At 74.5% G+C, this 17661-nt stretch carries 23 protein-coding genes and 2 pseudogenes; 12 read left to right on the top strand and 13 right to left on the bottom strand.

Going from position 1 to position 17661, the window contains the following annotated elements; genetic code table 11:
- The first annotated feature begins 120 nt into the window (after positions 1 to 120).
- Positions 121 to 686, top strand: a pseudogene (locus ACFU74_RS20295) (hypothetical protein).
- An 85-nt stretch (positions 687 to 771) separates the two neighbouring features.
- On the top strand, positions 772 to 1338 hold the full coding sequence (locus tag ACFU74_RS20290) for a hypothetical protein (RefSeq protein WP_380758561.1): 567 nt from the start codon (positions 772 to 774) through the stop codon (positions 1336 to 1338).
- On the opposite strand, the gene cobC is transcribed toward ACFU74_RS20290, so the two are convergent.
- Together cobC and ACFU74_RS20280 are read right to left on the bottom strand one after the other, a co-directional pair.
- Positions 1281 to 2423, bottom strand: coding sequence for an Rv2231c family pyridoxal phosphate-dependent protein CobC (gene cobC, locus ACFU74_RS20285; RefSeq protein ID WP_380758559.1), 1143 nt, complete (start codon positions 2421 to 2423; stop codon positions 1281 to 1283). The genes ACFU74_RS20290 and cobC overlap by 58 nt on opposite strands.
- Positions 2420 to 2896, bottom strand: coding sequence for a cobalamin biosynthesis protein (locus ACFU74_RS20280; RefSeq protein ID WP_380758557.1), 477 nt, complete (start codon positions 2894 to 2896; stop codon positions 2420 to 2422). The genes cobC and ACFU74_RS20280 overlap by 4 nt, the downstream gene beginning before the upstream one ends.
- 329 nt (positions 2897 to 3225) lie before the next feature.
- Here ACFU74_RS20280 and ACFU74_RS20275 point away from each other — a divergent pair.
- From ACFU74_RS20275 to ACFU74_RS20260, 4 genes and pseudogenes are all read left to right on the top strand, one after another.
- Positions 3226 to 3441: pseudogene (locus ACFU74_RS20275) on the top strand (hypothetical protein); the annotation flags it as partial.
- A gap of 112 nt (positions 3442 to 3553) precedes the next feature.
- Positions 3554 to 4453, top strand: coding sequence for a hypothetical protein (locus ACFU74_RS20270; protein WP_380758555.1), 900 nt, complete (start codon positions 3554 to 3556; stop codon positions 4451 to 4453).
- 64 nt (positions 4454 to 4517) lie between these two features.
- Entirely contained in the window at positions 4518 to 5336 is an 819-nt protein-coding gene (locus ACFU74_RS20265; RefSeq protein ID WP_380758553.1) for a hypothetical protein, read from the top strand.
- Positions 5337 to 5434: 98 nt separating this feature from the next.
- Positions 5435 to 5953 (top strand): hypothetical protein, encoded by a 519-nt coding sequence (locus tag ACFU74_RS20260; protein WP_380758551.1) that lies wholly within the window; start codon positions 5435 to 5437, stop codon positions 5951 to 5953.
- A gap of 37 nt (positions 5954 to 5990) precedes the next feature.
- Here ACFU74_RS20260 and ACFU74_RS20255 read toward each other — a convergent pair whose 3' ends face one another.
- Positions 5991 to 6656, bottom strand: coding sequence for a TOPRIM nucleotidyl transferase/hydrolase domain-containing protein (locus ACFU74_RS20255; RefSeq protein ID WP_380758549.1), 666 nt, complete (start codon positions 6654 to 6656; stop codon positions 5991 to 5993).
- 110 nt (positions 6657 to 6766) lie between these two features.
- On the opposite strand from ACFU74_RS20255, the gene ACFU74_RS20250 reads away from it, so the two are divergent.
- Complete coding sequence (locus ACFU74_RS20250; protein ID WP_380758547.1) at positions 6767 to 7153, top strand: hypothetical protein; 387 nt, start codon at positions 6767 to 6769, stop codon at positions 7151 to 7153.
- A gap of 87 nt (positions 7154 to 7240) precedes the next feature.
- Here ACFU74_RS20250 and ACFU74_RS20245 read toward each other — a convergent pair whose 3' ends face one another.
- The 4 genes from ACFU74_RS20245 to ACFU74_RS20230 all read right to left on the bottom strand — a co-directional run bounded on the left by ACFU74_RS20245 (position 7241) and on the right by ACFU74_RS20230 (position 9764).
- Positions 7241 to 8287 (bottom strand): protein kinase family protein, encoded by a 1047-nt coding sequence (locus ACFU74_RS20245; RefSeq protein ID WP_380758545.1) that lies wholly within the window; start codon positions 8285 to 8287, stop codon positions 7241 to 7243.
- A 31-nt stretch (positions 8288 to 8318) separates the two neighbouring features.
- Entirely contained in the window at positions 8319 to 8519 is a 201-nt protein-coding gene (locus ACFU74_RS20240; RefSeq protein ID WP_380758543.1) for a hypothetical protein, read from the bottom strand.
- 187 nt (positions 8520 to 8706) lie between these two features.
- A complete protein-coding gene (locus ACFU74_RS20235; protein WP_380758541.1) occupies positions 8707 to 9456 on the bottom strand; it encodes an NUDIX domain-containing protein in 750 nt (249 codons plus the stop codon).
- Between the two features lie 143 nt (positions 9457 to 9599).
- The gene (locus tag ACFU74_RS20230; RefSeq protein ID WP_380758539.1) at positions 9600 to 9764 is read right to left on the bottom strand and encodes a DUF397 domain-containing protein; all 165 of its coding nucleotides are present in this window, start codon (positions 9762 to 9764) and stop codon (positions 9600 to 9602) included.
- Positions 9765 to 9861: 97 nt separating this feature from the next.
- Between ACFU74_RS20230 and ACFU74_RS20225 the strand changes: the two genes are divergently transcribed.
- Entirely contained in the window at positions 9862 to 10530 is a 669-nt protein-coding gene (locus ACFU74_RS20225) for a hypothetical protein (RefSeq protein ID WP_380758537.1), read from the top strand.
- 23 nt (positions 10531 to 10553) lie between these two features.
- Here ACFU74_RS20225 and ACFU74_RS20220 read toward each other — a convergent pair whose 3' ends face one another.
- The 4 genes from ACFU74_RS20220 to ACFU74_RS20205 form a co-directional block, all read right to left on the bottom strand.
- A complete protein-coding gene (locus ACFU74_RS20220) occupies positions 10554 to 11096 on the bottom strand; it encodes an NUDIX hydrolase (protein ID WP_380758536.1) in 543 nt (180 codons plus the stop codon).
- Entirely contained in the window at positions 11093 to 11773 is a 681-nt protein-coding gene (locus ACFU74_RS20215) for a hypothetical protein (protein WP_380758534.1), read from the bottom strand. Before ACFU74_RS20215 ends, ACFU74_RS20220 begins: the two co-directional genes overlap by 4 nt.
- A gap of 142 nt (positions 11774 to 11915) precedes the next feature.
- Complete coding sequence (locus ACFU74_RS20210) at positions 11916 to 12125, bottom strand: DUF397 domain-containing protein (RefSeq protein WP_380758532.1); 210 nt, start codon at positions 12123 to 12125, stop codon at positions 11916 to 11918.
- Positions 12112 to 12954: a Scr1 family TA system antitoxin-like transcriptional regulator gene (locus ACFU74_RS20205; protein ID WP_380758529.1), complete on the bottom strand. Its 843-nt coding sequence runs from the start codon at positions 12952 to 12954 to the stop codon at positions 12112 to 12114. Before ACFU74_RS20205 ends, ACFU74_RS20210 begins: the two co-directional genes overlap by 14 nt.
- 123 nt (positions 12955 to 13077) lie before the next feature.
- On the opposite strand from ACFU74_RS20205, the gene ACFU74_RS20200 reads away from it, so the two are divergent.
- The 3 genes from ACFU74_RS20200 to ACFU74_RS20190 all read left to right on the top strand — a co-directional run bounded on the left by ACFU74_RS20200 (position 13078) and on the right by ACFU74_RS20190 (position 14483).
- Positions 13078 to 13314 (top strand): hypothetical protein, encoded by a 237-nt coding sequence (locus ACFU74_RS20200; protein ID WP_380758527.1) that lies wholly within the window; start codon positions 13078 to 13080, stop codon positions 13312 to 13314.
- A gap of 199 nt (positions 13315 to 13513) precedes the next feature.
- The gene (locus tag ACFU74_RS20195) at positions 13514 to 14002 is read left to right on the top strand and encodes an NUDIX domain-containing protein (RefSeq protein ID WP_380758525.1); all 489 of its coding nucleotides are present in this window, start codon (positions 13514 to 13516) and stop codon (positions 14000 to 14002) included.
- Between the two features lie 58 nt (positions 14003 to 14060).
- Positions 14061 to 14483: a hypothetical protein gene (locus ACFU74_RS20190; RefSeq protein WP_380758523.1), complete on the top strand. Its 423-nt coding sequence runs from the start codon at positions 14061 to 14063 to the stop codon at positions 14481 to 14483.
- Positions 14484 to 14582: 99 nt separating this feature from the next.
- On the opposite strand, the gene ACFU74_RS20185 is transcribed toward ACFU74_RS20190, so the two are convergent.
- Both ACFU74_RS20185 and sigJ read right to left on the bottom strand, forming a co-directional pair.
- Positions 14583 to 15797, bottom strand: a complete 1215-nt coding sequence (locus tag ACFU74_RS20185; RefSeq protein WP_380758521.1) for a glycosyltransferase — start codon at positions 15795 to 15797, stop codon at positions 14583 to 14585.
- Between the two features lie 356 nt (positions 15798 to 16153).
- A complete protein-coding gene (gene sigJ / locus ACFU74_RS20180) occupies positions 16154 to 17068 on the bottom strand; it encodes an RNA polymerase sigma factor SigJ (protein ID WP_380758519.1) in 915 nt (304 codons plus the stop codon).
- Positions 17069 to 17180: 112 nt separating this feature from the next.
- Between sigJ and ACFU74_RS20175 the strand changes: the two genes are divergently transcribed.
- Complete coding sequence (locus tag ACFU74_RS20175; RefSeq protein ID WP_380758517.1) at positions 17181 to 17633, top strand: hypothetical protein; 453 nt, start codon at positions 17181 to 17183, stop codon at positions 17631 to 17633.
- The last annotated feature ends 28 nt before the right edge of the window (positions 17634 to 17661 follow it).

Genomic DNA, 17661 nt, shown 5'->3' with positions numbered 1-17661 from the left:
CACCACGACCGTACGACGGGATCGTTCACGGCCCGGTGCGGGAAACATCCCGATCCTGTCGCAGACCACCGCGTCGAAACGGGATGCTCAGGGCCCCTGTCGCGCGGGAGGATCGGCCCCATGACCGCACTCCCGTTGCTCCTCCTCGATGTCGACAGCCCGCTGAACCCGTACGCCGCCGAGCCGCAGGAACAGCCCCCCGGCTACCGCACCCACCACATCCGGCCGGAGTTCTGGCCGGCCCGCTTCCCCGGCCGCCCGGCCGAGGAGGTCGAGCCGCTCCGGCTCTGGCTCAACCCTGACCACGGGCGCGAACTCCTGGCGCTGCCGTTCGAGTTGGTCTGGGCGACGACCTGGCAGGACGAGGCCGACACCTGGATCGCCCCGCACGTCGGCCTGCCCGGACTCCCGCACATCGCCTGGCCACGGATGCACCACGACGACCCCGACGGACTCCACTGGAAGACCCGGCCCCTGGTCGAGTGGGCGGCCGGGCGGCCGGGCGGCCGTTCGTCCGGGTGGACGACGAGCTGGGGCCGCAGGACACCGAGTGGATAGCGGCCCACCACCCCGGACCGGCGGCCACCTTCCGGATCAACCCCCGGATCGGCCTGCGGGCCGAGGACTTCGCCGCCCTGCGGGCCTGGGCGCGTACGGAGCTGGGCGTCGAGGGTGCGACCGGCTGAGCTGGTGGTCCGACGTGCGGGGAACCGGTTGCCCGTCCCGAGGGTCCCATTGCCACCAGGACGATGCTCCGAGGAGGCGACAGTGATGCGTGGGGTTCAGGGGCGCGGTGACGGGGAGGGCGGGACGCCGGAGAGCCGGTGGGCCTGGGCGGCCCGCTGGTCGGTGGTGGCGGTCGCGGGTGCCGCGCTGGCCGTGGTGCCGGCGACCACGGACGTCGGCGGCGGCCGTCCGGCCCCCGTCACGGTGCGGGCCACGGCGACGGTGGGGACGGTGGTGACCACGACGGCGGTGACCACGGCAACGGTGACCGCGGCGGGCGCCGCCGTGCCGCCGCCGCGCCGTGAGGTGCGGCCCGGCCTGACGCCGGCCGACCCCGGCCTCGCCGCAGCCGTCGGCGTCCCCTACGCGCTCGACTGGAACACCCGCTGCGAGACCACCCACCTGCGGTTCGCCGGGCACTCGTGGTGGACCGACCGGCCGCCGGTGCTGCCGCCCGGGCTCCCCGGTGCGTGGGGTCCCGGTTCCGCGCCGCGCGTCCTGCCCGGGTGGGCGACCCTCACCGCCGACGGCCGGCTCCGCTTCGAGGCCCCCGGCTACCTGGCCGACCCGGTGCTGCTGGAGCCGGCCGCCGAGCCGGGGATCTGCGAGTAGCCGGTGTCCGGGGCGGCTGCGAGTGCCTCCGCCAGGGCGGCCAGGAAGCGGTCCGTAGTGGCCTCGTCCCGGACGGCGACGCGCAGCCAGTCCGGGCCGAGGCCGGGGAAGGTGTCGCCCCGGCGGACGGCGAAGCCGAGCGTGCGCAGCCGGGCGCGGACGGCGTCGGCGCCCGGCAGCTCGACGAGCACGAAGGACGCCGCCGGCTCGCCGTGCACCCGGACCGCCGGGAAGGCGGCCAGACCCTTCGCCAAGTACTCCCGCCGGAAGGCGAGTTCGTGCGCGGCCTGCTCCGCCTCGGCGAGCGCGGGCGGCGCGGAGCAGGCCTCGGCGGCGACCAGCGCCGGGGTGGAGACCGGCCAGAGCGGCTGGGCGGCGGCCAGGGTGGCGATCAGCGGTGCCGGGCCGAGCACGTAGCCGATCCGCAGGCCGGCCAGTCCCCAGGTCTTGGTGAGGCTGCGCAGTACGACCACCTGGCCCGGCAAGTCCCTTGCCGCGGCGAGGGATTCGCTCTCGCCGGGCACGGTGTCCATGAACGCCTCGTCGACCACCAGGGTGCGGCCGGGTCGGGCCAGGGCGGCGACGGCGGCGGCCGGGTGGAGGACGGAGGTGGGGTTGGTGGGGTTGCCGAGGACCACCAGGTCGGCCTCCTCCGGCACCGCGCCCCCGGTCAGCCGGAAGCCGTCCTCCGGCGCGAGCAGCACCCGCCGCACCGGGTGTCCGGCGTCCCGCAGGGCTGCTTCCGGCTCGGTGAACTGCGGGTGCACGACCGCTATGTGATGTGGCGTCAGGCTTCGTGCGAGCAGCACGAAGGCCTCGGCGGCGCCCGAGGTGAGCAGCACCTCCTCCACCGGCCGCCCGTGCCGTCCGGCGACGGCGGCCCGGGCAGCGGTGCCGTCGGGGTAGGCGGCGAGGTCGGCGAGGGTGGCGGCGAGGCGTTCGCGCAGCCACGCCGGGGGCGTGCCGGTGCGGACGTTGACGGCGAGGTCGACCAGGCCGGCGCCGTCGGCCCGCACCTCGGCGTCCCCGTGGTGGCGCAGATCGGGTTCGGCGGGGGAGTGTCCGGCGGGGGAGTGGGGGGTCACGGGTGCTCTCCTGGGTTCGGTCGGGCGTGCGGACGGCGGGGCGCGCGGGCGACGGCCACCGTCGCGGCCGCCGACTTCCGTTTGGGGACGACGAGCTCGGCGCGCCCGCCGCCGGCCCCCGCCAGCGCGGCGGCCTCGGCCACGCTGACCGTGCCGACCGCCTCGCCGACGGCGCCGGACGGGTTCGGCACGGGGACGGCGGCCAGCACCGCGGCCGGGAACTCGGCCACCGGCGCGCCGAGCGCCGCCGCGGCCGAGCGGACGGCGGGGTGGCCGCCCTTGCCGGTGAGGGTGGCGAGCGCGCCGACGGCGCCGGACGGCAGCCCGGCCGAGGCGAGGGCGCGCCGGATCAGCCCCAGCAGCTCCGCCTCCGTCGCCGAGCCGCGCACGCCCACCCCGACGACGAGCGGACCTGAGCCGCCCCCGCAGTCCCCGTAGTTCCCGGCGCCCCCGGCGTCACCCGAACCGCCCAACGCGCCGGATCCGGTCCCGCCCGAACCGTTCCCGTCCGGTCCTCTCACGCCGCGCTCACGCCCTGCCCACGTCCCGATCCTCCGCGTCACCCGCCCGACACCTGCCCGGGGCCGCACGCCGACCGCCCGTGGCCGCCACCCTCCCGGGGCGGCCGGAACCCGTCGGTCCCCGTCGGCCGGAACGCCCAGGTCAGGCCGGTGCCGGGCACCGAGGACCGCCGAAATACCACCACGCCCGTGACGGACGGGTCAATCGCGACGGCTGTGACACGCGCCCGACGGCGGTCCTCGGCCGGCGACCGCTGCTCCCCTTTCTCCACGCGCCCGCCGAGGCCGCCACCGCCGAGCAGCGCAGCATCGACGACCGGGCCCTCCGGGCCGACGGCCGCACCCTGCTGTACTCCACCCCGGGGGACTTCGGCGCCGACCTGTGGACCGTCCCCGCCGACGGCACCGGCTCCGCCCGGCGGCTGCTCGACGCGGCGGTGGCCCCGGCGTACCTGGGCCGAGGGGGGCGCCCGGGGCGCACGCGGCGGGTGGGGTGATCAGGTCGGGTGGTCCCGTGCGGAACTCGGAGCGTAGGGTCCTCGTCGAGCATGACGAGTGGCCGTGCCCCGAGCCGGGCCGCCACGACGACGGACCGGGGGAGCAGGAAGAGTGAGTCAACGAGGGCCCGACCGCGGGCTGTCGCCGGAACGCGCCAGCGACTCGTGGCCAGCGCTGCACGGCAGGCCCGTGCTGCGCCGGACGGTCGCGATCGGGCTGGTGATCTTCGTGTCGGTGCTGGCCGCGCTGGCCGTCCGGGGCGTCAACGCGCTCACCATAGGCCGCGGCGCCATAGAGACCGACCGCGACCGCGCCGAACTGCTGGCCGGCCTCCACCCCTCCCAGCACCCGGGCGCGGGCCGCTACTACGTGCCGGTCGGCGCCGTCTACACCCACACCCCGGACGGCCTGCCGGTCGCCTACCTGCACTACCGGCTGGTCGGCGGGCGCGAGGTCGGCGTCGGCGACTTCCTGCGCACCTACGACCTGGCCGCCCCCGGGGGCCTCGCCCCGCTGCCCGCGGACCTCGCCGAGGCGCTGGGCGGCGACGAGCCGGCCCAGGCCCACGAGGTCGGCGCCCCGGCCCCGTCCGGCTCCCTGTTCGCCGCGCCGACGGCTTCCCCGACCGCCTCTCCGCTCGTCCCTCCGCTCGTCCCTCCGTTCGCCTCCCCGACCGCCTCCCCGACGCCGACGGTGACGGCCGTCCCCGAGGAGACGGCCGCCACGACCCCGAATCCCACCACGGAACCCGAGACCGTCCTCCCGGAACCCGCCGAGCACATCGCCCCGGCCTCCGAGGCCGAGCCCGACCCCGAGTCGGTCCCCACTCCGGAGGAGACCCCCTCGCCCACCCCGGCCCCGGCCGACACCCCCACCGCCGACCCCGCGCCCACCGCCACCCCGAGCCCCGCCCCGCCGCCGGCCCCCGTCCCGGCCCGCCGCGTCTACGTCGCGCCCGACCCCGCCGGCCTCCCCGGCGCCGCCGACATCTACGTCCGCGCCACCGGCTGACCCACCCGGTGCCTCGTGCAACCCGGCGGCGGGGACTGTCGGTTGGGCGTGCTGTACTCCCGGCATGACGCTTGATGACAACACATCGGCCGCCCGCTCCGAGGAGTGGGAGGCCGCGCTCACCCAGGCCTTCGGGGTGGTGCTGGGCCGACCGCTCGACGAGTACGACGGGGCCGCCCGGTACGGGGCCTACTACAGCGGCAACTTCATGGCCGAGATCGAGTTGAACCGGGACCCGCGGTGGGTCGGGCGGGCCGCGCTCGCGGGGGAGGAGGCGGTCGTCCCCGAGGGCCCGCTGCTCACCCCGCCGGGTGATCTCGACGAGACGGTGCTGGTCTTCGACGCCAGCCGTTCGCTGTTCTTCGTCGAAGCGCGGGGACTGCCCGCCGAACTCGCGCCCTTCGCCGCCGAACTCGCCGCCGCCGTCGAGGAGTCCGGGGCCGGGTCGTGGGACGGCGCCCTGCTGGGCGCGGACCTCGGGCGGATGGCGCAGCGGCACGGCGTCGACCTCGCCTCGCCCGAGCTGCCCGGGGACCTGTGGACGCTCTGGGAGGCCCGGTTGGTCGGCGGGGACACCCTCCTCGACGCCCTGCTCGCCGCCACCGGCCTGTCCGCCGCCACCTCGCGCGAGCTGATGCCGCCCGGCCTCGGCGACTCCGCGGACGCGGTGGACGACGAGGCCCACGAGCACGTCGCCGAGGTCGCCGACCCGGTGCTGCGCGACTACCTGGCCGCTTTCTGCGACCCGGAGTCCCACGACCTCGCCCTGGCCCTGTACGGCGCGGACGACGACGAGGACGAGCAAGGGGACGCCGCCGTCGTCATCAGCTGGGAGGGCGCGGTCGACCAGTACGAGGTCACCGTCCGCCGCCTGGAGGCCTGAGACCCCGGGCCCTCCCGCGCGGGAGGGCCCGGCCGGCACCGGATAGGGTCGCTGCGCGAACCGATGTGCGGTGCGCGCGTGGACCCGAAGGAGCTGACGTGGGCGAGGCCGTCTCCCCCGAGACCGGTGCCGACACCGTGGACCCCCGCCGGGGCGCGGAGCTCGCGGCACGCTGGTGGAAGTGGGCGCTGTCCGCCCCGGTGGAGCGCAGCCCGGTCGCCGACACCACCGGCGAGTTCGCCGGCTGGCGCCAGCCCTCCGACGTCTGGTTCCTGGCCGGCACCTACGGCGGCCGCGTCGTGCGCCGCTGCCCGATCGCCGCCGGGACGCCGGTCTTCTTCCCGGTCTTCAACACCCAGCGCGTCGCCCTCGGCCTCTCCGCCGCCCCGTGGCGGGTCGAGGCCTCCCAGGCCGAGGCGACGCTCAACGGAGTCCCGCTCAAGGTGCACGAGTTCACCTCGAAGCGCTTCCTGGCCACCGGGGTCCCGCGCGTCGCCTGGGGCCTGTGGTGCGCCCTCGATCCGCTCGCGCCCGGCCAGTACGTGCTCTCCGTCAAGGCGAACGCCGGCGGCTTCGTCATCGACACCACCTACCACCTGGACGCCGTCGAGTTCTGAGCCGCACCGGCTCCTGCGCAGGGGCGGGGCCGGGCCGTCACAGCGCCGTGAGCAGCTCGCGCAGCGGAGCCGGCGCCTGCCCGCTGCCCAGCGCCTCCACCAGCAGGTGCCCGTAGCGGATCTTCCGCCCCGACTTCGTCCCCATGAAGCGCCGCAACTGCCGCTCCGGGCGTCCGCCCTGGTGGGCGGGCTGGCGGACGAAGGTGTGCCAGGCCGTGAGGTCGCCCTCGGCCTCGACGATCGCCTCCACCCGCGCCACGCCCAGCGCGCGGATCAGTTCCTCCTCCAGGTCCGCCACGCAGACGAAGAACCCCTCGTCCGGCGCGCCCGCCCGCTCCAACCCGCGCCGGTAGAAGCCCTGTTCGTTCTCGTCGCAGAGCCCGGCCAGCCGCAGCCCCAGCCCCGGCGGCCCGAGCAGGCCCGCGTAGCGGCCGATGTTCATCGCCCCGCCCATCGAGACCACGCACACCCCCTCGGCGGCCAGGTCCCGCCCCCGGCGGGCGGCCAGCGTCTCGACGGCCGCGAGGTCGCTCGGCCCCTCCACCAGGACCGCCGTCCGCACCCCCAGCCGCCGTGCGACCTCCGCCGCCACCTCGCCCGCAGGCCGGCCCCCGGGCCCGCCGGCAGGTCCGCCCGCAGGTCCGCCCGGAGCACCGGCCGCCCACCCGGCGACCGCGTCCCGGAACGCCTCCATGTCCACCATGGCGCCGATTCTGCCCCCGTACGCGCGGCGCGGCCCGGAATTTTCGCATCCGGAACCGCGGGCGGGGGCCGAGCGTCCTCCTCTGCACCGAAAGATCATGGGGGGAAACCGTGTTCGAGTACATCCGTGGGCGCAGCCCTGCCGTAAGAGTCAGCCTGGTGGCCGCCGTGGTGGCGATCGTTCCCGTGCTGCTCGACTTCAAGACCGAGAGCCTCGTCCGGGAGAACGGTCGGATCACCGACTACAGCTACCTCAGCTTCTCCGCCCTCATCGCCGCCGTCGCCGGCCTCGTCTACGCCTATCGCCGCTTCCACGCCGCGAAGTTCACCGGCGCGCTGACCGGCGCGGTCAAGGCCGCCCTGGCCCTCGTCGTCCTGGTCAGCCTCCTCCAGGGCGTCCGCGGTACGGGAGTGGTGCCGGACCGGACGGAGTGCCAGGCCGCGTACAGCCTCAACCTCTGCCGTCCGGCCGACGACGCCCCGAAAGCCACCCGTTGACCCGACGCCGCCGCGCTGCCGGGCCAGGGGGTGCGGAGTGGGAAGTCGGCGGGTCCGACTTCCCACTCCGTCCCCGTTGAGTGCCGCCTACCGAGCCTCCGCCCTGACACGGTCGAGTTCGGCGGCCGGGTACGGCGTCCGCTTGCTCTCGTCGAGGAGGCGGCGCCGGAAGCCGGCCAGCACGACGGCGGTGCGGGCGTGCCGGTCGACGACCGCCGCGACCTCCGGCGGGACGCCGTCGGGGCGGGTGCCGGCCAGCCACTTCTCCAGGAAGTCGGCGGGCTCGGTGTCTCCTCGGTAGCGGTCGAGGAGGTGGCGGAGGAGCAGGTGGGCGGCGGTGTAGTCGCGGTCGTAGGCGCGGTGGTGCGCGAGGAACCGCCGTTCCTCCGCCGAGAGTTCGAAGTCCGCGCTCAGTGCGAGCCCGAAGTCCGCGAAGTAGACCCGCCGGCCGTCGGTGAGGAGGTTGTCGAAGTGGGCGTCGAAGTGCACGAGTCCGCGTGAGCGCATGAACGCCGCGCCCCGCGCCACGGCCTCGTCCGCCCAGCCGTACGGGGCCGCGTCCCGGTGCCCGTGCAGCCACGCGCCGAGCGTGTGCGGCACGTGCTCCAGGAAGAGCACCAGGCTCTGCTCGGCCCGCCCGATCGCCTCCAGCCGCCCGCGCACGGCCGGGGAGCCCTCCCAGTGGGCGACGGCGCCGTCCACGCCGCCGAGGAAGTCCATGAAGCCCTCGGACGTGCTGCCGGGCAGGACGCGCCAGTGGTACATCAGCGGGAAGCCGTCGTGGTCCCCGCCCAGCACCCAGTGGGTGGTCATGGTGTGGGCGGCCAGCTCCCGCCAGGCGCCGAACCCGGCCGAGCCGACGCCGTACTGGTAGAAGCCGGGCAGGCCGAAGAGGTTCGCCGTGCAGCGGACGTTCTCCGGCCGGGCCTCCAGTTCGGTCAGCGGCACCTTCTTGACGAACACCCGCCTCCCGTCGACCTCCAGGACCGCACAGGTGCCCCCGACGCCCGACCCGAGCGGGTCGGCGGAGGCCACGACCTCCCCGAGCCGCCGGTCGCTCAGCAGGGCGAGCCGGGTTGCCACGGCCGCGTAGCCGGCCAGTCGCGTTTGTTCCGGCACTCCGACACGGGGCATCGCCGACTCCTCGCTGGGTGGGCGTCCCAACCTAGGCGACGCACCCGCCCGGGGCGACCGGTTTCCGGGCGGCGCACTCGTCGCTGAGGACGCCGCAGGTGCACCAGTCGCCCGAGCACGGGGTGCCGGCCTCGGCGCCGTACGGACCGAGGCCGGCCATGAGGCGGAGCACCTCCGCGCGTTCCGGCGACAGCCAGGTGGCCGGGAGGTCGTCGAGGTCGCGGTCGGCCACGCCGTCGATGAACAGGGTGTGGAGCGGATGCCCGGGAAAGTCGTTGAGCCGCAGGACCCACCACCGGCCGTCGACCCGGGCCGCATGGGGGAAGGCGTTCGAGTCCGTTTAGCGCCAAGGGACTTGATCGGGAAGCCTGCTGCGCACCATGCCCCCCATTGTGTCGCCGGCCGCCGTCGGACGTCCTTCAGCCCGGCGGATGGTCCCGCTGTCGGGCGAAGCGGCGCAGGACGGGGGCCAGGTAGTCGGCGTGCGGGCCGGGGAGGCCCGGCAGGTCGGCGGGGGAGCGGGCGAAGGCCAGCTCGACCAGTTCCCGCTCGGGCGGCGCGAGGGCGGCGAAGCGTTCGCGCAGCACCGGCTCGGGCCGGGGCGGGGCGAGGAACAGCACGCCGACGCTGCCGTAGCGGCCCCGGGTGACCGCCCAGAGCGTCAACTCGCCGGCCTCGGTCGCCACTCCGGTCTCCTCGGCGAGCTCCCGGACGGCGTTGCGCCGCAGCGCGGCGAGGTCGAGGCGCTCGCCGTCGGGCGGGGGCTCGACGGCGCCGCCGGGGGGCTGCCAGCGCCCGGGCGCGGACGTCGACGGGGACATCCGGCCGACCAGCACCCGCCCGTCGTCGGTGGGTTGGAGGACGCTCACGGAGAGCGAGGCGGTCGGGGCGGCGGACGTGGTGACCCGGCGGAGCGCGTAGTGCCGGTACGTCACGCGCGACCAGAAGACGTGGATCTCACCGGGGCGGGGCCACGAGGTGCCCGCGCACGCCACCACCGGGCCGTCGAAGAGCGCGGGATTGGCCAGGGCCATCTCCGCCCAGACGCGGTCCCGGGCACGCCGTTCCTCGGCGGTGAGACGGGGCGCGGGCACTTCGACGAGCCGGATGCGGCGCACACCGAGCACCTCGGCGGGCGGCGGCAGGGGCGGCGGGGGTGTCTGGGGCATCCGCCCATGGAAGCAGCCGACGGGCCCCCGGGTCAGCCGGACGCGAGGGGATCACCGAGAAGCACCCTCCTTCGAGCGGTCGCGGGCGTCGGGGAAGCTGTCCGTGGCCCGCTCGGGGTGCTGCCGTCCGCTGTACCCGTGAGTCAGAGGAGGTCGAACTCGTCGGCCTTCACGGCGGCGATGAAGTCGTGCCAGGCGTGGGCGGAGAAGAGCAGGGCGCCCCCCGCCGGGTCCTTGGAGTCCCGGACGGGCACGAGGCCGGGGCGGCCGTCGGCGACTTCGAGTGTTCCCGTGAGGTCGACGGACATGGGCGTCGGACTCCTTCCGTAGGCTCCGGTCCACGGTAGGCGGTCGGAAACCCGGAGGACAGGGCGCCTCCGGGCGGGATAGGACTGTTCGGTGAAGTTGAGCACCACAGTCCACCGGGTCCGGCACGGTGGCGAGGAGTACCGGGTCGTGAAGGCGGGCCCGAGGTCGGGCCGTGCCGTGATGTACGACAAGGAATGGTCGCTGGACATGTACGTCGACCGGCGGGCGGCGGCCGGCCTGGCGGTGGCCTGGGGGCTGGCGGCGCGGTCGCGGCGGTCGCTGGTGTACGTGCCGCTGAAGGCGGACCGCGAGGGACCGAAGGGGCTCGACGACCGGCACCGGTCGCCGGTGGCGCTGGACCTGGTCCTGGCGCACCACAGCCTGGGCTTCCCACCCTCCCGGTGGAAGGCCGTCCGGGGCCGACTGGGGCCGGGGAAGCCGCACACGGTGGAGATCCCGGAGAACGAGTTCTCCTGGGAGGAGCAGTTCGACCACGGACGCAGGCTGTTCCGGGGGTGGCGCGACGAACTGCGCTTCGACCTCGCGGCGCACACACTGTTCCTGACCGGCAGTGCCACGGCGTTCCGGCTCTCCGGAGCACTGCTGCACTCGCTGACCACCGACGGCCCGGCCCGCGCCCTGGAGTACCCGGGCACGCACGAGTGCGTCACCCTGGAGCCCGACGGCACCTCGGGCGAGTGGCCTCCCCGCGGCGGCCCGGGCCAGGTCCACATCCAGTACGCCCACGGCTGGCGGGCGGCGTGAGGGGTGGGGGGTCGGGCGCCGGACTACAGGAGGTTCAGCGCGTCGAGGGCCAGGTAGGCGGCGGCGGTGTCGGTCAGCTCGCCCCTGCGGAGTACACGGGTGCGGAACTCGTGGAGGTCGAGGGTGGCCACGTCGATGAACTCGGTGCGCTCCGGCTGCGGTTCGGCGACCTTGACGCAGCCGGTGGCGACGAAGGCGAAGCGGCGGGCGTCGGAGTAGGCGTCGTGCCAGTACGGTCCGGCCGCGCGGATCTCGCCCTGGTAGCCGGTTTCCTCCAGCAGTTCCCGGGCGACGGCGTCGAGTGCCTCCTCACCGGGTTCGACGAAGCCGCCGGGCAGCTCGTACAGCACACGGCCGGGGCCCGGCCGGTACTGGCGGGCGAGGACGACGCGGTGGTCCGAGGTGAGGGCGAGGACCGAAGCGGCCGGGCGTTCGCGCTTCAGGTAGAACTCGTCCCGTCTGCCGTCGGGGAGTTCGAAGTCGACGCGGTCGACCGACCGGCCGAACTTCGAGAAGACGGTGCTGCGTTCGATCTCACGCCATGATGCGGCGGTGGCGTCGCTCATGGCGAGGACTGTACGGCCCCCGACCGGGAATCCGGTCGGGGGCCGCCGAGAACGGGTGGTGGCGCTGCCGGTGAGCGGAACGGCAGCGCCCGAGCCACCGCCCGGCAGCACGGCTGGGGGCCGGTCATGATGCGGGCGGCCAGTTCGGGGGAGGTGAGGTGGATCATCGTGCCGTCGAACCTCGTCCACGGTGTCGTACCGGTCTTCCGGGACCAGGCGAAGTCGAGCAGGCGCACCGTCCCGTCCTCACCGTGGACGCCGTGCTGGGGCTGGAGGTCGCCGTGCACCCACCCCGCGCCGTGGAGGTCCGCCACGGCGCGGCACAGTCCGACCGCGGCGGCGAGCGCTTCTTCCCGCCCGCCCTCGCCCTTGCGCATGGGGCGGAACACCTGCCAGGTGGACGGCCCGGACAGCCACGGGGTGACGTACCAGACGCCGTTGTCGAAGCGCCCGGCCGTCACGGCGTAGCCGGGGAGCTGGTCCAGCACGGAGGCTTCGCGGGCGGTGACCTCGGCGGCTTCGTCGGTGCCGATCTTGATGCTCGCCGAACCCCGCGGACCGGTGGCCTTCCAGACGGCCGATCCTCTCCGGTTGGTGATCTCCTCCAGCTCCAGCGGCCCGCAGACGGCCTCGGCGGCCTTCAGCGCCTCGGCGGCCTCGGGAGTGAACTCGCCCATTCTCTCACTGCCTTCCATTCACATGGGATGTGCTCGTTCCGACGCGTTTCACCATTGGCTACGAGTAGGCATCCTGATCGGCCGTTGAAGGCAGATGGGCCTCGACCGGGTGCCGGTCGAGGCCCATCGACGATGCTGGAGCTCAGGCGGTGCCGAACTCGCCGGCCTGGATGGCGGTGACGAAGGAGTGCCAGGCATCGGCGGGGAAGACGAGTGCGGGGCCGGAGGGGTCCTTGGAGTCGCGGACGGGGACGAGGCCGGGGAAGTCGGGGGCAGCCTCGACACAGTCGCCGCCCTGGCCACTGTGTGTGCTCTTGCGCCACTGGGCTCCCGTAAGGTCAACGTGCTGCATGGCTCTCAAATTCCTTCCGTACCACTCTGATCAGCTCCAATGAGCTGGCTCTGGGCAGCGCTTCGACTTGCAGCCGATCGTAGTCCCTGGTCCACGACGACAGTATCTGGGCATCGCGCTCCAAGTGCCCCGTCTTGTGACTCTCGGTGTAGCCCAACGACCTACCGCTCGGCATGGTCAACAGCGTGACGGTATGAGCGAACGGCCGATCCTCCCCGAGGCTGAGTGGTGCGACCTGGAGAGTGATGTTCGGCTGCTGTGCCAGGTGTTCCAAGGACTTGAGCTGTCTAGCCATCACGCCCGGACCGCCGATCGGCCGCCGCAGGTTCCACTCGTCAATTACCGCCTGGATGAAGGGGGACGGGGTTCGCCTCAGGTTTTCCTGGCGGTTCAGCAGGAACTTCACGCGAGCTTCGGCCTGCTGTTGGGTACTTGTGCCTCGTCTAACGGCGGCCAGCTCGTAGGCCATTGCATACTCCTCGGTCTGAAGCAGTCCCGAGAGCACACCGAGATGGAAAAGCCGCACGGTGACCGCCTTGGCCTCCTTCTCCGCATACTCCGGGAACCCTTCCTTGAGCACAGCGTGCTCCAGCTGGTCGAGCATCAGCTCGATGGTTCCTCCAGTGTCGAGAGCACGATCGACCTCTTGGGCGAGGCGGCGGCTTGGCGGTTCGATGCCTCGTTCAATTCGCGAGATGTAGGACGCCGAAAAGCTGATTAACGTGCCCAGTTGCGGCTGCGTCAGCCCGCGAGCCTCCCGTGACCTGCGGAGCTGAATGCCGAGGGGTGCACTTGGAGATGACGTTGGGTCAAGCGTGCGGCGATTCATGGATTCTCCAAATGAACGTGGGCTCATTCGCCAGTTCTGTGGCTTCCGATCGTAGACCCCTCAGCTCCACCATGGATACGGGTCGTAGTGATCCCAATGCGAAGCGCAACCAATGGAGCCCCCATGCCCATCTACACCCCCACCGTCGGCGAGGTCGTCCGGGACCTCGCGCACCGGGACTTCACCGGCAATCCGGTCGAGGGCGTCTACATGGACAACCTCGCCGGGCTCGTCTACCTCCGCCCCGAATCCGGCGGCTGTGAGTGGACCACCGCGCCCGAAGCCGTCCAGGCCCTCCCCTCCCCCCGCTTCATCACCGTCCAGCACCCCAGCCGGCCCCGTGCCGCCGACGTGGCGTGAACCGGGCCCTCAAACTCCTCGCCACCGTCCTCGGCGTCCCCACCCTCGCCACCCTCGCCGCCGCGCTCGTCTGCTGGCCCATCCGCAACGGGCCGCTCGGACCCCGACTCCTCATCTTCGGGCTGATCCTCACCGCCGGAATCTCCGCAGGACTGCCCGCCTGCTTCACCTGGCTCTCGCCGAACAGGAGCACCTCCTCATGCTGCACAACCTCCCCGCCATCCTCACCACCCCGCCCCGCCGCCGCCTCGGCCACCAGGCCCTCATCCTCAACCGCGACGGCGCCGTCCTCCTCGTCGCCACCGCCTACAAGTCCGGCCTGATGCTCCCCGGCGGCAGCGCCGAGGCCAACGAACTGCCCCACCTCGCCGCCCGCCGGCACACCGAGACCGAAACCGGCCTCGTCCTCCCCCTCCGCCGCATCCTCGCCACCGACTACGTCGACGCCCAAGTCCTCCCCGAGGGCATCAACTTCGTCTACTGGGGCGGGAGGTTGACCAGTGCGCAGGAGACGATCGTCGCCCGCCACCGCCCGCCCCACACCATCACCGCCGTCCACTGGCTCCACCCCGCCCAACTCCCCGACGCCATGGACCCCGAACAGCACCGCCGCACCACCCAGGCCCTCACCGCCCTCACCCGCGGCAGCCACCTCCCCTTCCTCCTCCGGGGCATCCCCGCCGAATAGTCTCTCGATCGACGCCTGGAAACTCCCTCCCCACAGGCGCTTTCGAGAGGACCCCGACGTGACCATCCACACCGATACCGCCTGGATACTCTTCTTCGCGGGCATCATCTTCACCACGTCCCTCCTGCTCGGCGTCTGGAAGTGGCAGAAGATGGTCACCTCGCCCACCGGCAAGGCGCACCCCTACGTCGACACCGCCCACCGCGCGGCCCTGCTCTACTCCTTCGCCACCGGGCTCATCGCCGCCTTCGTCGAGCTCTCCGGCTGGCCGGCGGCGGTCAACCTCACCGCCGCCGGCAGCATGGTCCTGCTCTTCCTGGTGACCATCGCGAACTACACCCGCCTGGGCCTCCAGGGCACGACCGAGAACCAGATGCACAACCCCCCGCGCAGCATGCAGGGAATGCTGGCCGTCCTGGTGCTCGGCGAGATCGGCGGATTCCTCGTCCTCCTCTCCGGCTTCGCGGCCACCCAGCTCTGACCGGGGCCGCCCGCACTCGGGGCCCGGAACCGCGACGGTTCCGGGCCCCGGATGCGTCGTCGGGTCAGTTGGCCCGGTAGCGCGCGGCGGTGAAGCCGATCAGCCGCCCGCCGCCGCGACGTGGGCGAGCACCGGGGCGGCGCCGTCCTCGGCGGCGAGGCGGCGGGCGAGGTCGGCCGCGCGGCGGCGGTGAGCGGGCTCGGCGAGGCAGGCCGTGATGGCGTCGCCGAGGCCGGCGGCGGTGAGGTCCTGGAACGGCAGGGGCCGTGGGGCGACCCCCAACTCGTGCAGCCTGGACGCCCAGAACGGCTGGTCGGCCATCACCGGGACGGGCACAGCGGGCACACCGGCCCGTAGCCCCGCCGCCGTGGTGCCCGCCCCGGCGTGGTGGACGACGGCGGCGGTGCGGGGGAGGAGCCAGTCGTGGGGCAGCTCGCCCACGGCCAGGACGTCGGGGCCGTGCCCGCCGAGTCCGGCCCACCCCGCCTGGACGATCGCGCGCACGCCCGCGCGCCGCACCGCACCGGTCACCAGCTCGCCGAGCCGTTCGCCCTGCCCCGGCGCCATGCTGCCGAAGCCGATGAACACCGGGGGCGGGCCCGCCCGGAGGAAGTCGGCCAACTCGGCCGGGGGCCGCCAGTCTTCCGGCCGCGCGGGCCACCAGTAGCCCGCCACCCCGACCCCGGGCGGCCAGTCCGCGGGGCGCGGCACGACCAGCGGGCTGAAGCCGTGGAACACCGGCCGGACACCCCCGGCCCCCGAAACCGACGGCGGCGTGCCGACGGGCAGTCCGAGGCTCGCGCGCAGCCGGTTCACGGCGTCGGCGAAGAACCCGTCCGCGCGGCTGAGCACGCCCCTCCCGGCGGCGAGGTTGCCCTCCGGACCGGGCGGGCCGGTCTCCGGCGCGCCCGGCAGGGGGAACCGCCGGGTGGCGAACGCCGGTGCGAGGTAGGTGCCGACGACGGGGACGCCGAACGCCTCGCCGGCCGCGCGGCTGAACGGCGCCGGGCCGAACGCGGTGAGCACCAGGTCGGTGCCGTCCGCGACGGCCCGCGCCACCCCGCCGGCGAGCCCTTCCACGTACGCCCGCGACGCCTCCCGCGCCTGCTCCGGCGACGCCGTCCGGGCCCGGATCAGCTCCTGCGGGTCGCCCGGCACCGGCCGGTGGCCGAGGCCGCACGCGCCGATCAGCGCGGCGAACGGGGGGTGGGCGGCCACGGTGACCTGGTGGCCCGCCTCGACGAGGCGCCGCCCCAGGCCGGTGAAGGGCGCGACGTCCCCCCGCGAACCGGCGGTGACGATCAGGATCCGCATGCGGTGGTGCTCCTCGACGGCGGACGGGCTGCTTGCCCCTGGGGATCTCCCACGCCCCCGGCACCCACACGTCCCGCGCCCGCACGTCAGCCGAACAGGTGACGCCCGCCCCGCCGGCCCCCGCCGCCGTTCAGCGGCAGAACTCGGTCTCCGCCGAACGGCGTTCGCCCTCGGCCCGGTCGGCGTCGGTGCTGAACGCCGCCACGTGCCGGCCGTCGCGGGCGGCCAGCGCCACCGTCGCTGCCCCGAACTCGCGCCGAAGCGCCCCCTGCCGAGCCGTACCGACCTCCGAGGTCCGAACCGCCCGTCCCCCGCCGACCGGACCAACGGCCTGTCCGCCCGGCCCGGTTCCCGCGTCAGTTCCAGCGGCCGAGCTTCTCCGGGTTGCGCACGGCCCAGATGCGGGTGATCCGGCCGTCCACGAGGTCGAGGGCGGCGACCGTCGCCGTGACGCCGTCGCGCTGGGCGACCAGGCCGGGGGCGCCGTTGACGGTGCGCTCCAGGAGGGTGAGGCCCGGCGCCTTCTCGGCCATCAGGACCAGGTACCGGGCGATACGAGCGCCGCCCTCGACCGGGCGGACCACGGCGCCGACCAGGCCGCCGCCGTCGGCGACCATCGTGGCGGCCGGGTCGAGCAGGCCGACCAGCGCCTCGATGTCCTTGGCCTCCCACGCCTCCCTGAAGTGCCGCACCACAGCGGCCTGCCCGGCCTGCCGGGCCTCTCCGGCCGGCGGGACCTGCGCGGCGCGGACCCGCCGGCGGGCCGAGGAGGCGAGCTGGCGGCAGGCCGCGGGCGTCCGGTCGACGATCGCGGCGATCTCCGGGAACGGGTAGCGGAAGACGTCGTGCAGGACGAACACCACCCGCTCGGCCGGCGTCATCGACTCCAGCACGACGAGGAAGGCCATGCCCACCGACTCGTCCAGGGTGATCCGGTCGGCCGGGTCGGCGGGCCCGCCCCCGGCGCCGCCGAGCCACTCCGTGCGGTCGGGCAGCGGCTCGGGCAGCCACTGGCCGACGTAGCGCTCGCGCCGCACCCGCGCCGAGCCGAGCACGTCCAGGCAGACCCGGCCGACCACCGTCGTCAGCCAGGCACCGGGTGCGGCGACGGCCCGGCGCCGCGCCGGCGGCATCGCGTACCAGCGGGCGTAGGCCTCCTGCACGGCGTCCTCGGCCTCGGCCGGTGAGCCCAGCAGCCGGTAGGCGAGGTTGATCAGACGGCGCCGTTCGCCGAGGACCGCCTCCGTGAGCCGTTCGTTCCCGGTGTCCATGCCGCCCGCCCCCCGCCTCTTCCGCACCGGCCTCACACTTCGCGGGCCTGCGTCGTCGAACCACCGGGACACTACCGACCGACCGCCGCGAGACAGGAAGAGGGACCGCACCATGGTCATTCCGACGAGTGCCGCACCGGGTACCACAGCGGGCACCGCAACGAGCGCCGTACCGACCGCCGTACCGACCGCCGCCGGGCGCCGGGGCTTCACGTTCCTCCAGGCCGCGGTCGCCCTGCAGACCCTGGCCATCCTCTTCCAGGCGTCCACCGCCGGCCTGCTGCTCTCCACCACCTACGGCGAGACGCTGCACGGCGTCGGGGCGCGGGTGATGTACGGCGCCTCGATGCTCTACCTGCTGGCCGCGGTCCTGGCCTGGCGCCCGGGCGGCGGCCCGGCCCGCCCGGTCCTGTACGCCACCGGGTTCCTCGTGCTCGCCTCGGTCCAGGTGGTGCTGGGCGTCGCCCACGCGCCGGCGCCGCACGTGCCGCTGGGCGTGGTGATGTTCGGCCTGAGCCTCCTCGACCTGGGCCGCGGCCTGTCCGCCGCCAGGCACCGCGCCTGACGGACCCGCCGCGGCAGTGGTCCGGATC

The sequence above is a fragment of the Kitasatospora sp. NPDC057500 genome, assembly GCF_042802195.1.
Lineage (GTDB): Bacteria > Actinomycetota > Actinomycetes > Streptomycetales > Streptomycetaceae > Kitasatospora.
This window is presented reverse-complemented; position numbering and strand designations above follow the sequence as displayed.

Bases quoted from the DNA above. Each gene is read 5' to 3' on its own strand.
- ACFU74_RS20200 (WP_380758527.1), top strand. From the start codon at position 13,078: ATGCCCATCTACACCCCCACCGTCGGCGAGGTCGTCCGGGACCTCGCG.
- ACFU74_RS20185 (WP_380758521.1), bottom strand. From the start codon at position 15,797: ATGCGGATCCTGATCGTCACCGCCGGTTCGCGGGGGGACGTCGCGCCC.
- ACFU74_RS20235 (WP_380758541.1), bottom strand. From the start codon at position 9,456: ATGCCCCAGACACCCCCGCCGCCCCTGCCGCCGCCCGCCGAGGTGCTC.
- ACFU74_RS20205 (WP_380758529.1), bottom strand. From the start codon at position 12,954: ATGAATCGCCGCACGCTTGACCCAACGTCATCTCCAAGTGCACCCCTC.
- ACFU74_RS20230 (WP_380758539.1), bottom strand. From the start codon at position 9,764: ATGTCCGTCGACCTCACGGGAACACTCGAAGTCGCCGACGGCCGCCCC.
- ACFU74_RS20195 (WP_380758525.1), top strand. From the start codon at position 13,514: ATGCTGCACAACCTCCCCGCCATCCTCACCACCCCGCCCCGCCGCCGC.
- ACFU74_RS20255 (WP_380758549.1), bottom strand. From the start codon at position 6,656: ATGGTGGACATGGAGGCGTTCCGGGACGCGGTCGCCGGGTGGGCGGCC.
- sigJ (WP_380758519.1), bottom strand. From the start codon at position 17,068: ATGGACACCGGGAACGAACGGCTCACGGAGGCGGTCCTCGGCGAACGG.
- ACFU74_RS20215 (WP_380758534.1), bottom strand. From the start codon at position 11,773: ATGGGCGAGTTCACTCCCGAGGCCGCCGAGGCGCTGAAGGCCGCCGAG.
- ACFU74_RS20265 (WP_380758553.1), top strand. From the start codon at position 4,518: ATGACGCTTGATGACAACACATCGGCCGCCCGCTCCGAGGAGTGGGAG.
- ACFU74_RS20290 (WP_380758561.1), top strand. From the start codon at position 772: ATGCGTGGGGTTCAGGGGCGCGGTGACGGGGAGGGCGGGACGCCGGAG.
- ACFU74_RS20220 (WP_380758536.1), bottom strand. From the start codon at position 11,096: ATGAGCGACGCCACCGCCGCATCATGGCGTGAGATCGAACGCAGCACC.
- ACFU74_RS20210 (WP_380758532.1), bottom strand. From the start codon at position 12,125: ATGCAGCACGTTGACCTTACGGGAGCCCAGTGGCGCAAGAGCACACAC.
- ACFU74_RS20245 (WP_380758545.1), bottom strand. From the start codon at position 8,287: ATGCCCCGTGTCGGAGTGCCGGAACAAACGCGACTGGCCGGCTACGCG.
- ACFU74_RS20175 (WP_380758517.1), top strand. From the start codon at position 17,181: ATGGTCATTCCGACGAGTGCCGCACCGGGTACCACAGCGGGCACCGCA.